The 11,992-nt window shown below is 73.6% G+C and carries 9 protein-coding genes; 5 read left to right on the forward strand and 4 right to left on the reverse strand.

Annotated elements, in window-relative coordinates:
* Positions 1 to 249: 249 nt before the first annotated feature.
* Positions 250 to 2,376, reverse strand: a complete 2,127-nt coding sequence (locus tag DSM112329_RS25655; RefSeq protein ID WP_354699415.1) for a glycosyltransferase family 39 protein — start codon at positions 2,374 to 2,376, stop codon at positions 250 to 252.
* 210 nt (positions 2,377 to 2,586) lie between these two features.
* Here DSM112329_RS25655 and DSM112329_RS25660 point away from each other — a divergent pair, with 210 nt between their 5' ends.
* The 5 genes from DSM112329_RS25660 to DSM112329_RS25680 all read left to right on the forward strand — a co-directional run bounded on the left by DSM112329_RS25660 (position 2,587) and on the right by DSM112329_RS25680 (position 7,768).
* On the forward strand, positions 2,587 to 3,843 hold the full coding sequence (locus DSM112329_RS25660) for a trypsin-like peptidase domain-containing protein (RefSeq protein WP_354699416.1): 1,257 nt from the start codon (positions 2,587 to 2,589) through the stop codon (positions 3,841 to 3,843).
* Positions 3,840 to 4,805 (forward strand): VWA domain-containing protein, encoded by a 966-nt coding sequence (locus DSM112329_RS25665; protein WP_354699417.1) that lies wholly within the window; start codon positions 3,840 to 3,842, stop codon positions 4,803 to 4,805. Before DSM112329_RS25660 ends, DSM112329_RS25665 begins: the two co-directional genes overlap by 4 nt.
* A gap of 76 nt (positions 4,806 to 4,881) precedes the next feature.
* Complete coding sequence (locus DSM112329_RS25670) at positions 4,882 to 5,916, forward strand: MoxR family ATPase (RefSeq protein WP_354702529.1); 1,035 nt, start codon at positions 4,882 to 4,884, stop codon at positions 5,914 to 5,916.
* A gap of 65 nt (positions 5,917 to 5,981) precedes the next feature.
* Positions 5,982 to 6,830, forward strand: coding sequence for a DUF58 domain-containing protein (locus tag DSM112329_RS25675; RefSeq protein WP_354699418.1), 849 nt, complete (start codon positions 5,982 to 5,984; stop codon positions 6,828 to 6,830).
* The gene (locus DSM112329_RS25680; protein WP_354699419.1) at positions 6,830 to 7,768 is read left to right on the forward strand and encodes a VWA domain-containing protein; all 939 of its coding nucleotides are present in this window, start codon (positions 6,830 to 6,832) and stop codon (positions 7,766 to 7,768) included. The genes DSM112329_RS25675 and DSM112329_RS25680 overlap by 1 nt, the downstream gene beginning before the upstream one ends.
* A gap of 97 nt (positions 7,769 to 7,865) precedes the next feature.
* On the opposite strand, the gene DSM112329_RS25685 is transcribed toward DSM112329_RS25680, so the two are convergent.
* The 3 genes from DSM112329_RS25685 to DSM112329_RS25695 all read right to left on the reverse strand — a co-directional run bounded on the left by DSM112329_RS25685 (position 7,866) and on the right by DSM112329_RS25695 (position 11,898).
* The gene (locus DSM112329_RS25685; RefSeq protein ID WP_354699420.1) at positions 7,866 to 9,416 is read right to left on the reverse strand and encodes a calcium-binding protein; all 1,551 of its coding nucleotides are present in this window, start codon (positions 9,414 to 9,416) and stop codon (positions 7,866 to 7,868) included.
* Positions 9,417 to 9,603: 187 nt separating this feature from the next.
* A complete protein-coding gene (locus DSM112329_RS25690; RefSeq protein WP_354699421.1) occupies positions 9,604 to 10,464 on the reverse strand; it encodes an alpha/beta fold hydrolase in 861 nt (286 codons plus the stop codon).
* Positions 10,465 to 10,509: 45 nt separating this feature from the next.
* A complete protein-coding gene (locus DSM112329_RS25695) occupies positions 10,510 to 11,898 on the reverse strand; it encodes an FAD-dependent oxidoreductase (RefSeq protein ID WP_354699422.1) in 1,389 nt (462 codons plus the stop codon).
* Positions 11,899 to 11,992 lie beyond the last annotated feature (94 nt).

The following is an 11,992-nucleotide window of genomic DNA, read 5'->3' on the forward strand; positions in this document are numbered from 1 at the left end:
CGACGGAGACGGGGCATCGGACGTTGGTACGACGCCGGGCGCGCTTTGTCCTTCCCTGCCGGCAGCTGCACCGTCCCGCCCGTTCGCCGCCCACAGGCCGCGAACGTCGCTTTCCCCACCCCTGTCGACGGGGAAACGGACGCTCGCCGCCGGCAGACCCGCCCCGAGCCGCGAACGTCGGTTCCCCCGCGTCCTCCGACGGGGAAACCGACGCTCGATCCGGGCGGGGCAGCCCGCGGGCCGTCGCCGTCAGCCGGCCAGCGCGTCCAGGGCGTCGGCCTTGCCCTGCAGGTCGACCAGGGTTCCGGCGGACGTCGTCGCCGCCGTCGCCGTGCTCGCGGTCCCGCTGAGGTCGACCGCGGTGCCGACCTGAGCTGCCGCCGCCATCACGCTCGTCGAGCCGACCCGGCCGTCGGACCGCTGCCCGCCGCCGGAGCCGTCGGTCAGGACCCAGCGGATCCGGCCCGACCGGACGGCGTCCGCGAGCCACTGCACCGTGACCTCGCTCTCCCGGCCCGAGAAGCCGCCGATCGCGGCCACGTCGGTCGCGCCGCCGATGATCGCGTCCGACGCGCCCTGCTGCGAGGAGACCGCGATCGTGCCGCCGCCGTGGGCCTTGGCGTAGGCCCGCGCCGCGGTCAGGTTGCTGTTGCCGCCGAACATGCCGCCGCCACCGCCTCCCGGCCCGCCGAAGCCACCGCGCCCTCCGGCGCCACCGCCGGGCGCCCCGCCGGCGCTCCCGCGGCCGCCCGTCGCGCCGGTGCCGCTGCCGGTAGGCGCACCGCCGCCCGGGACGACCGGTGCACCCGGGACGACCGCGGACCCCGGCAGCACCGGTGGCCCGCCCTGGCCCGTCCCCGGGAACCCGCCGCGCGCAGCCCCGCCGCCCGGCCCGCCGCCGAAGCCACCGCGCCCGCCGCGGCCGCCGCCGCCCGGGCCACCCATGCCGCCGCCGACGCCGGCGGGACCGCCGGCGGGGAACGTCGAGCTCGTCGCGTGGTCGAGCGTCTGCGCCGACCACGACGCCGGCGCGATCAGGAGCACGCCGAGCGTGGCGGCCACCACGACGGTCCGGACGCGGCCGGCCCCGAGGACCGCCAGCGCGACCGCCCCGGCCGCGACAGCGAGGCCGAGCACCGGCGGCAGCCAGCCCAGCGACGCCGGGTTGTCGCGCAGGATGACGAGCTCGCACACGAGGCCCGCGACCACGGCGAGCGGGCCACCGATCCGGACGACCAGACCACTGCCACGAGCGATCACGCCGACCGTCGCGCCCACGAGCGCCGCCGCGAACGGCGCCAGGGCGGACACGTAGTACGGGTGGAAGATGCCCTTCGCCTGGCTGAACACGACCGCCGTCGTCGCGAACGCCCCGCCGACCGCGATCAGCCAGCCGGTGCGCGCATCGCTGCGGCGCAGCCGTGTCGACACGACGATCAACAGCCCGCCGACCGCCGCGAACCCGAGCAGCCAGCCCGCCTGACCGCCGAGCGACTCGTTGAGCAGCCGCAGCGGCCCGCTGTCGCCGCCGAACACGCCGCCGCCCCCCGGGCCGCCGGCGGCGCCACCCGGCCCGCCGGCCTGCCCGTCGACCCGGCCCAGGCCGTTGTAGCCGAAGATCAGCGACCAGATCGAGTTGTCGCTCGTCCCGGAGACCCACGGACGACTGCCCGCCGGGGTCAGCCACAGCAGGACCGGCCAGGCCAGCGCCACGACCGCGAGCGCGAGCCCGCCGAGGCTCAGCTGCCGGACCGCCGTCAGGTACCCGCGCGGGGCGACGTACAGGTAGGCGGCCGCGATCGCGGGGACGACCAGCAGCCCGGCGGCCATCTTCGTCTCGAAGCCGAGCCCGACCATCACGCCCGCGAGGACGAGCCAGCGCGTGCGCCCGTCCTCCAGCGCCCGGACGAGGAACCAGAGGGCCGCGGTCACGCACAGGACCAGCAGCGCGTCGGGGTTGTTGTGCCGCGACATGGCGACCGTGATCGGCGTGACCGCGAGCGCGGCACCGCCGGCGAACCCCGCGACCCGGCCGAACCGGCGAGCGACGAGGTCGTACACCAGCGCGACGCTCGCGATGCCCATCAGCGCCTGCGGGACGAGCAGCGCCCACGCGTTGAAGCCGAACACGCGCGCCGACGCCGCCTGCACCCACAGCGCCAGCGGCGGCTTGTCGACGGTCATCACCCCGCTCGCGTCGAACGACGCGTAGACGAAGTTGTGCCAGCTTGTGGTCATCGACTTCACGGTGGCGCTGTAGTAGGTGTTGGCCCAGCCGTTCTGGCCGAGCGCCCAGAGATCGAGGACGGCGGCCAGGACCAGGAGCGCCACGAGCTCCGGCCGCGGACGGGGCAGCCGCGCTGCCCAGCGCCGCACAGAGCCCCTGTCAGACGGCCCGGCGGCGGCGGACGAGGGGACCCGGACAGGTGCAGGGGGGACGGAGATCGACATGTCCGGGACGCTGACGGCGCGGACTGGGGTGGCCGTGAGCCTTTCCTGAGAGGCTCCTGGGAGCCCGTCCGCACTCAGCCCCCGCTCAGTCGCCGTTAAGTTCGCGCATAGGCTGGGCACCTACGTTCACTACCGATGCCCTCACCGCGACATCTCTGGTCCGGCTCCTGGCGCGAGGAGTCCGAGAAGGCCCCGCCCCCCGCCCCAGAGCTTCCCTTCACCGAGGCCGAGGAGGACCTGGCCGCCGGCGCGGCAGCCGAGCGCACCCAGGTCTTCCAGCGCGCCCCCGCCGGGCCGCCGGCGGCGCCCGCGCCGGCCGTCGCTCCGCCGCCGCCCTACCGCCGGGCGATCGCCGCGGGCGCTGCCGCCTCGGTGGTCGCCGTGACCGCGGTCGGCGGCTGGATGGTCGGCACGCACGACGACCGCCGCCGCGCCTCGACGACCGCCGCCCTGCCGGCGCTCCCGTCCACCCCGGTCAAGCCGCGGCAGGGCCAGACCCGCGCGTCGAAGGTCTACGCGAACGCCAGCCCGGCGGTCGTCTCGATCCGGACCGGCAGCGGCAGCGGCACCGGCTTCCTCATCAACGACGACCGGACGATCGCGACCAACGCGCACGTGATCGACGGCGCGAGCAACGTCACGGTGCGCTTCGGCCCCACCGGCCGGGACATCCCCGCCGAGGTCAAGGGCACCGACCCCTCCAGCGACCTCGCGGTCGTCCGGATCCCGGCCGGCGCGGCCCCCGCGAGCGCCAAGCCGCTCAAGCTCGCCGACTCCGACCAGGTCCGGATCGGGGACCAGGTCTTCGCCATCGGCAACCCCTTCGGCCTCGACCGCACGCTGACCGAGGGCGTCATCTCTGGCCTCGCCCGCGCCATCCCAGCGCCCAACAACTACGAGATCGACGACGCCCTGCAGACCGACGCCGCCATCAACCCGGGCAACTCGGGCGGCCCGCTGCTGGACAGCGGCGGCAAGGTCATCGGCGTCAACTCCCAGATCGAGACGGGCGGCGGCGGGTCCGCCGGCAACGTCGGCATCGGCTTCGCGGTTACCTCGAACACCGTCCGCCAGGTGATCCCCGCGCTGGCGCAGGGCAAGAAGATCGACCGCGCCTGGCTGGGCATCACCTCCCAGCCGTCGGCGACCGGCACCGGCGCGACGCTCTCGCAGATCACCCCGGGCGGCCCCGCCGAGGAGGCCGGCCTGCAGTCCGGCGACGTCGTGCTGTCGATCGACGGCACCCAGATCCGCGAGTTCTCCGACATCTCCCGAGCAGTCAACAGCCACCAGCCGTACGACGAGATCAAGGCCAACGTCCGCCGCAGCACCGGCGAGGTGCAGGACGTGACGGTGACGCTCGGCGTCCGTCCCCAGACCCCGATCCCGTGAGCTTCGGCACGCCGCTCGTCCTCCTGGCGCTCGTGGCGGTGCCGGTGCTGGCGCTCGTCTACGTGAGCCGCCAGCGCCAGCAGACCCGCGCCTTCGCCGCGTTCGCCGCCCCGGTGCTCGCGGCGTCCCACTCCCCGGTCCGCCCCGGCCCGCGACGCCACGTCCCGTTCGTCTTCTACGCGCTGGCGCTGATCGCGCTGCTCGTGTCGTTCGCCCGTCCGCAGCGCTCGGTCGCCGTGCCCGTCGAACGGGCGTCGATCATGCTGGTGACCGACGTCAGCGGCTCGATGCTCGCGACCGACGTGACGCCGAACCGGCTCATCGCGGCGCGCACGGCGCAGGAGCAGCTGCTCAACACGATCCCCAAGCGCGTCAACGTCGGGGTCATGGCGTTCAACCAGAACGCCAGCGTCCTGCAGTCCCCGACGCAGGACCGCGCCGCCACCTTCGACGCGCTGCAGCAGCTCGAGGCCAGCGGCAGCACCGCGACCGGCACCGCCGTCGCCACCGCCACCCGCGTCCTGCGCCCCGGCGGGTCGAAGGCGAAGACGGACAGCAAGCCGCCGGCGGCGATCGTGCTGCTGTCCGATGGCGCGTCCGTCAAGGGCGTGGACCCGGTCGAGGCCGCGACCGCCGCCAAGCAGGAGGGCATCCGCGTGTACACGGTCGCCCTCGGCACCGCCCAGGGCACGATCACCGTCCCCCGCAGCAACGGCTCCGAGCAGGTCAAGCCCGTCCCGCCGGACCCGTCGACGCTGCGCGAGATGGCGCAGGCCGGCGACGGCGCGTTCTTCGAGAGCGCCAGCGCGGACAAGCTCGCGCAGGTCTACGAGCGGCTCGGGTCCGAGCTCGGCACCCGCAAGAAGGACGAGTCCGTGACCCCGGCGTTCGCGGCCGGAGCCGCGCTGCTGCTGCTCGGCGGCGCCGGCCTGTCCATGACCTGGTTCGGCCGGCTGGTCTGACCGGCCGCCCGCGCTCGAAGCCCCCACCCCCCTTCCCGACGACGTCCCCGACCCAGCACGAGAGCCCATGACCGAGATGCCCCCGCCCCACACCTCCGCCTTCGACGGCCCGCCGCCGGAGGATCCCCGCACCGCGCTGCAGGAGGCCCTGCAGGAGATCAAGCAGGTGATCGTCGGCCAGGACGCGATGCTCGAGCGCCTGCTCGTGGCCTTGCTCGCGGGCGGTCACGTGCTGCTCGAGGGTGTTCCCGGACTGGCCAAGACGCTGACGATCAAGACGATGTCCGAGGTCCTGGGCGGCAGCTTCGCCCGGGTGCAGTTCACCCCGGACCTCGTCCCGGCGGACATCATCGGCACCCGGATCTACCGCCCGAACAGCGGCGACTTCGAGACCAGCCTCGGCCCCGTGTTCGCGAACTTCGTGCTCGCGGACGAGATCAACCGCGCCCCCGCGAAGGTCCAGTCGGCGCTGCTCGAGGTCATGCAGGAGGGTCAGGTGACGATCGCCGGGACCACCTACGAGGTACCCAAGCCGTTCATCGTCATGGCGACCCAGAACCCGATCGAGTCCGAGGGCACCTACCCCCTGCCCGAGGCCCAGGTCGACCGCTTCCTGATGAAGGTCCTCGTCGACTACCCGACGGTCAGCGAGGAGTCGGCGGTCGTCGGCCGCAGCCTCGCCGGCGGCCGCGGCGTCCGGGAGCTGCTGTCGCTCGAGCGCCTGGAGCACTTCCGCCGCGTGACGAAGGAGGTGAACGTCGAGCGCGACGTCATCGCCTACGCCGTCGCCCTGACCGACGCCACCCGCAACCCGGCCAACCACGGGCTCCCGGAGCTGACGGGCCAGATCGAGCACGGCGCGTCGCCGCGTGGCTCGATCGGGCTGGTCCACGCCGCCCGCGTGCTCGCGCTGCTCCGCGGCCGTGGCCACGCGACCACCCAGGACGTCCGCGACCTGGCCCGCGACGTGCTGCGCCACCGCCTGGTCCTCTCCTACGACGCGCTCGCGAGCGGGACGTCGTCCGACGACGTGCTGGAGCGCGTCCTCGAGAAGGTCAGCGACCCGAACGGCGCCCGGCTGACGAAGCGCCAGCGGGTGCAGGCGGCTTGATCACGGAGCGCCCCCCACTCCAGCCCCCTGCCGCCCGGCAGGGGCCCGGCGCCCTGCCGGAGCAGATGATCGACGCGCTCGACGTGGCGCTCGTCCGTCACAGCGCGCGCACGCAGCCCGGCGACCTGAAGGCCGCCGGCGTCGGCGCCGGCACCGAGCTGTCGCAGCTGCGCGGCTACCAGGTGGGGGACGACGTCCGCCACCTCGATGCCGCGGCCAGCGCGCGGACCGGCGAGCCGCACGTGCGGCTGCACGTCCCCGAGCGCACCCAGACCACCTGGATCCTGCTCGACGTCTCGGCGTCGATGGCGTTCGGGACGGCCGAGCGCCTCAAGAGCGACGTCGCCGAGGGCGTCACCCAGGTCGTCGGGCGGCTCGCCCTGCGGCGCGCCGGTGCGCTCGGGATGGTCCGCTACGGCGCGCCCGGACCGCCGCGGATCTCGCCGCTGCGTGCGGGGCGCACGGCGCTGGGCGGGCTACGGCACGCGCTCGCCGAGGGCGTCGCCGCCGACGGCAGCGAGGACGAGCACGCGCTCTACGACGCGTGCGCGGCACTGGGGCGGCTGGCGCAGACCCCGGCCCTCGTGGTGATCGTCTCCGACTTCCGCAGCACCCTGGACCCATCCCGCGCGCTCGGGCCCCTGCGGGCGCGGCACAGCGTGCTGTGCGTCGAGGTCTACGACCCGCGCGAGGTCGAGGTCCCCGACGTGGGGCACCTGTCGCTCGTCGACCCCGAGTCCGGCAAGACGGTCCGCGTGAACACCTCCAGCAAGCGGGTCCGCGAGCGCTTCGCCGAGATCGAGGCCGAGCGCCGCGCCCGCCTGCACGACGAGCTGCGCCGCCTGCGGATCGGCCACGTGCCGCTCGGGACGGACGAGAACTGGCTTCTGGCGCTGGGACGGGCCCTGCGCTGATGTCCTTCGTCAACCCCGTCGTCCTCGTCGCCCTCCTGGCCATCCCGCTGCTGATCGCGCTCGCGGTCCAGCGCTCGCGGCGCCGCGACAAGTTCGCGATGCGCTTCCCCGCCGCGGCGTCGCTCGCCCTGGCGGCCGGCCCGCAGGACGCCTACCGCCGGTGGATCCCGTCCGCGCTGGCGCTTGCCGCCCTGGCCGCGCTCGTCTTCGCGGCGGCACATCCCGAGCGATCGGTCCGCGTCGCGCTGCAGGAGGCGTCGATCGTCCTCGTCACGGACCACTCCGGCTCGATGGCCGCGACCGACGTGGCCCCCAGCCGGATGGAGGCCGCCAAGTCGGCCGCGTCGACGTTCGTCGACAAGCTCCCGGGCGACGTGAAGGTCGGCATCGTGGCGTACAGCGCGACGCCGGACGACGTCCAGCCCCCGTCGACCAACCACACCGCGACCAAGGACGCGATCGCCCGCCAGACCGCGAACGGCGGCACCGCGACGGGCGATGCGCTGGAGGCCGCCGTGGCGCTGCTGCGGCCGAAGAAGACCGACCGCACCCCGGCCGCCGTCGTGTTGCTCAGCGACGGCACGACGACCCAGGGCAGCGATCCGATCGACGCGGCGCTGATGGCCAAGAGCCTGCGGGTGCCGGTCTACACGGTCGCGCTCGGCACGCAGGACGCCACCGTCCCGAACCCGGACCCGTTCGGGCAGCCGCTGCCCGCGGTCCCGGATCCGGAGACGCTGCGGCGGATGGCCGAGGTCAGCGGCGGCCGCGCGTTCACGGCGCAGGACGCCGGCCAGCTCGGGGCGATCTACAAGTCGCTCGGGTCGGCGTTGGGCTCCAAGAAGGAGACCCGCGACGCGACGGGCTACCCGCTGGTCGCAGGCTTCGCGCTGCTGCTCGGCGCGGGCGGGCTCGCCCTCCGGCGCCGCGGCGTCTGACCGTCGGGGCACCGCCCGCCCGCCCGGCGCGACGCCGACGCAATGCGATAGCTGTCGAACCTCGACGGCTATCGCATTGCTGTTCGTCCGGTCCGCGCTACTTGTTGTCCCGCAGGATGTACTGCTTCTCGCAGCCCGTCACCGACCGGCGCTCGACCTGGTTCAGGCGGATCCGGTCGCGGCCGGTGCCGCAGCTGACCCGGGCCTTCGGGCCCTGGACGGCGACGTTGACGATGTCGTTGCCGCTGCCCGCGGTCACCTTGTCCGCGCCGTAGCCGGCGTTCAGGATGTCGGCGCCGGTGCCGCCGCTCATCGTGTCCGCGCCGGAGCCGCCGTTGACCTTGTCGTTGCCGGCTGCGCCCTCCATGACGTCGTTGCCGAGGCCGCCGGTCATGGTGTCGTTGCCGGCACCGCCGTACATCTTGTCGCTGCCGATGCCGCCGTTCATCGTGTCGCTACCGCCGTCGCCCTCGACGCAGTCGACGCCGCGGCCGCCGTCGAGCGAGTCGTTCGCGCCCAGGCCGATGATGCGGTCATCGCCGTTGGAGCCCGTGATGCGGTCCTTCCCGTTCGTGCCGACCACCGCGAACTTGGGGCCGCCGCCGGTGAGGCACTTCAGCCGGCCGTACTTCTTCAGCGCGTCGGCCAGGGAGATGACCGTGCCGCCGCTCGGCCCCTGGAACGGCTTGCCGACGACGATGACGTCCCCGGTGTTGCTGCCGGTCCCGGTCCCGGTGCCGCCCGGCCCCGGAAGGCCCGTCCCGGAGCCACCGGTGCCCCCGCCGCCGCCGGTGCCGCCGCCGCCGCCGCCGCCGCCGCCGCCGACCGTGATGAAGCAGACCCCGGTGTTCGCGTCGTAGGTGGAGCCCGTCGGGCAGATCTGACCGGTGAGGCCGGGGATCTGCTTGTCCGGGTCACACGTGGCGGGGCCGGCGGTGACCTTGCTCTCCGCGATCACGACGTCCAGCAGCGGCGTGTTGTCGCCGCGCAGGACCTTGATGTGCGCCGCACGCACGGTCAGCGTCCCGCCCTCGTTGATCTGCTCGTTGAACTTCACGTCGACGAGCACGCCGAGCGGGGCGAGCACCTGCTGCAGGCCGCCGAGCAGCTCGTTGAGCGAGATGACCTGGCCGCCCAGCGTCAGGTCCGCCATCGAGCTCGTGGCGGCGAGCTTGGGGACGCCGCCCACGCAGCTGCCGGTCACCTCGGAGTTCGCCGCACCCACGCCGATGACGACGGCCGTGCCGCCGAGCGGGAGCGAGAGGTTCTCGACGCGGGACGTCGAGACGACGGCCTGGTCGATCGCGCGGCCGAGCGCCGGCGTGATCGTGGTCTTGGCGGACGCCGTCTTGGCGGCCACGAAGGTCTGAGGGATGCCGACGGGCGTCGCGAGGTTCTCCTCGCCGGCGCCGCTGTTGGCGCACTGCTCGCGGTCGGGGCTGGTGGCCTTCGTGTCGCTGCCGTTGCCGTTGGCCACGATCGGCTCGATGCGGTCGTTGCCCGCCAGCGACGTGTACAGCGCGCTGGCGCGGCAGTTCCAGAGCGGCTCGCTCGTGAAGGCGTGGCTCGACGACGGGATCGCGAAGAGCGTGAGGCCGAGTACGAGCCCGGCCAGCCACGCGCGTCCGCGCAGTGTGGAATCGGTCATTGGTTGTCCTCCTCGGACAGGTGTGAAGGGTGCCGGGTGTCCCGAACCGGCGTGGCGAGGCCCCTCAGCCCGCAGTGGTGCTCCCCGTCCGTGGAGTCCCACACCGTGTCGTGCCCACGGGAAAGGTAGCGGACGTGCACCTTTCGTCAAAGCGCAGGCCGGCCACAGTCCCCCGCCATGGGGGGATCTAGTCGACCGCGGCGACCGTCGGCGGCGCGGCAGCGACCGCCTCGCCCGTGGCGTGCCGGTCGACCCACTCGGTGATCGTCCGCAGCACGAGCGGCGTGTCGTCCCACATCGGGACGTGGCCCACCTTCGGCAGGACGACGAAGTCGACGCCGGGGATCTCCCGCCGCGCGCGGCCGGCGTGGAGCGCCATCGGGAGGATACGGTCGCGCTCGGCCCACGCCACGCGGGTCGGGACGTTGATCTGGTCGAGGTCCTCGAGGTGCGCCCGGCCGGCGCGCAGCGCCCGCAGGACGTCATCGATGACCTGGCACTGGATCGACGTGCGCATCAGGTCGAGCGCGTCTGCGGGGCTCACGAGCTCACCGTGGCGCATGATGTCCCGGAAGGCCACGTGCCGGATCCCGGGCCGCTTGACGATCAGCGGCGCCTGCCGGCTGGTCGCACGGCTCAGCTTGATCTGCCGCGCGAAGAAGTTCGCGATGCGCTCGGGCTCGCCGCCGCCGACCTCCCAGGTCGCCCCGGGCGAGATGGCGACGACGCTGCGGGCGCGGCCGCGCTTGGCGAGCTCGAGCGACAAGGCGCCGCCCATCGAGTTGCCGACGAAGTGCGCGGTGCCGACGCCCAGCTCGTCCAGGTGGGTCTCCAGGTGGTCCGCCGCGACGGCGATCGTCGCGTGGTCCTCCAGGACCAGCGGCGGCCCGCCGGCATGCCCGGCGAGCGTCGGCGCGATGACGTCGTAGCGCGAAGCGAGATCGCCGAGCAGCGGCCGCCAGTGGTGCCAGGTCCCGGTGAACCCGTGCAGCAGGACGACGGGCTCGCCGCTGCCGGCGCGATACAGGGCGGGACTGTTCTCAGGCATGCGCGCAAGCGTACCGGCTCGTGGTACGCCTGCGTACCTTTTCTGTCAGCCCGCCGTCCGGGTCCCCGCCACGACGTCCGCCATGTGCTCGAGGCGGACGAGCTTCACGCGCGGACGGCCGTGTGGCTCGCCGGCGCTGACCTCGTGCGCGTCGATGGCCTTCCAGTCCTCCCAGGAGACCGCGCCCGGGACGCGCGAGCGGACGAACGCCTCCGTCTCCTCGGCGGACGGCTTGTCGCCCGCCAGGAGTCCCTCGTCGCGGTCGGCGAAGATCTTGGCCGTCGTGTCGGCGGCGTCCTTCTTGTTCGTGCCGATCACGCCCGACGGGCCGCGCTTGATCCAGCCGACGGCGTAGGAGCCGACGCGCACGGTGCCGTCGTTCTCGACGACGCGGCCGCCCTCGTTGTTGATGAGGCCGCCCCGCTCGCTGAACGGGATGCCCTCCATCGGGATGCCGCGGTAGCCGATCGACCGCACCACCATGCCGCACGGGATGACCTTCTCCTCACCGGTCGAGACGGCGCGCAGCGAGCCGTCGGCACCGGCCTCGATGCGGTTGCGGACCACGCGGATACCCTCGACCTGGGTCTCGCCGACGATCTCCACCGGGGACCACAGGAACTCGAGCACCACGCGGCGCTCCTTGCCGGACGGCTCGCGCGTCGAGTACTCGCGCATGATGTTGACGTTCTTCTTGTTGGTGGCGTGCGCGTCCTCGGACTCGAGCCACGCCTGCGAGGCGTCGTCCAGCTCCATGTCCTCCGGGTGGACGATCACGTCGGCACGGGCCAGCTCACCCAGCTCGAGCAGCTCGGGGTTCGTGAACGCCGCCTGCGCGGGGCCGCGGCGGCCGAGCAGCATGACCTCCTGGATCTGCCCGCTCGTGAAGACCTCGATCGCGTGGTCCGCGGTGTCGGTCGGCGTCAGCTCCTCCTCCGCCAGCACGATCATGCGCGCGACGTCGATCGCGACGTTGCCGTTGCCGATGACGACGACGCGGTCGCTCGAGAGGTCGTAGTCGTGGTCGGCGTAGGTCGGATGGCCGTTGTACCAGGCCACGAACTCGGTGGCGGGGTGTGACCCGAGCAGGTCCTCGCCCGGGATGCCGAGCCGGTTGTCCGTCGCGGTGCCGAACGAGTAGAGGACGGCGTGGTAGCGCTCCTCGAGCTCGTGCGGCTTGACGTCCTCCCCCAGGACGACCCCGCCGAAGAAGCGGAAGCCGTCCTTCGCCGCGGTCTTCTCGAACGCCTTCGTCACCGTCTTGATCTTCGGGTGGTCGGGGGCCACGCCGGCACGCACGAGACCGAACGGCGTCGGGAGGGCGTCGTAGACATCGACCTCGAAGCCCTCCGCGAGCAGCTGGCCGGCGGCGTAGAAGCCCGAGGGGCCTGCGCCGACGATCGCGACGCGCAGGGGGGAAGCAGAATCGGTCATGGTGTCTGGATCATATGTCCGAGTAGGGTGCAGTGGACCGGACGATCGTAGAGCGCCACCGTGCCAGCCGTGCGCGGACCCCCACAGATGGGGG

The sequence above is a fragment of the Paraconexibacter sp. AEG42_29 genome (assembly GCF_040581415.1).
Classification (GTDB): Bacteria; Actinomycetota; Thermoleophilia; order Solirubrobacterales; family Solirubrobacteraceae; genus Paraconexibacter.

What these genes read in the sequence shown, in the direction of transcription:
- DSM112329_RS25695 (WP_354699422.1), bottom strand. Translation starts at nt 11,898, where the DNA reads ATGACCGATTCTGCTTCCCCCCTGCGCGTCGCGATCGTCGGCGCAGGC.
- DSM112329_RS25690 (WP_354699421.1), bottom strand. Translation starts at nt 10,464, where the DNA reads ATGCCTGAGAACAGTCCCGCCCTGTATCGCGCCGGCAGCGGCGAGCCC.
- DSM112329_RS25680 (WP_354699419.1), top strand. Translation starts at nt 6,830, where the DNA reads ATGTCCTTCGTCAACCCCGTCGTCCTCGTCGCCCTCCTGGCCATCCCG.
- DSM112329_RS25670 (WP_354702529.1), top strand. Translation starts at nt 4,882, where the DNA reads ATGCCCCCGCCCCACACCTCCGCCTTCGACGGCCCGCCGCCGGAGGAT.
- DSM112329_RS25660 (WP_354699416.1), top strand. Translation starts at nt 2,587, where the DNA reads ATGCCCTCACCGCGACATCTCTGGTCCGGCTCCTGGCGCGAGGAGTCC.
- DSM112329_RS25685 (WP_354699420.1), bottom strand. Translation starts at nt 9,416, where the DNA reads ATGACCGATTCCACACTGCGCGGACGCGCGTGGCTGGCCGGGCTCGTA.
- DSM112329_RS25675 (WP_354699418.1), top strand. Translation starts at nt 5,982, where the DNA reads ATGATCGACGCGCTCGACGTGGCGCTCGTCCGTCACAGCGCGCGCACG.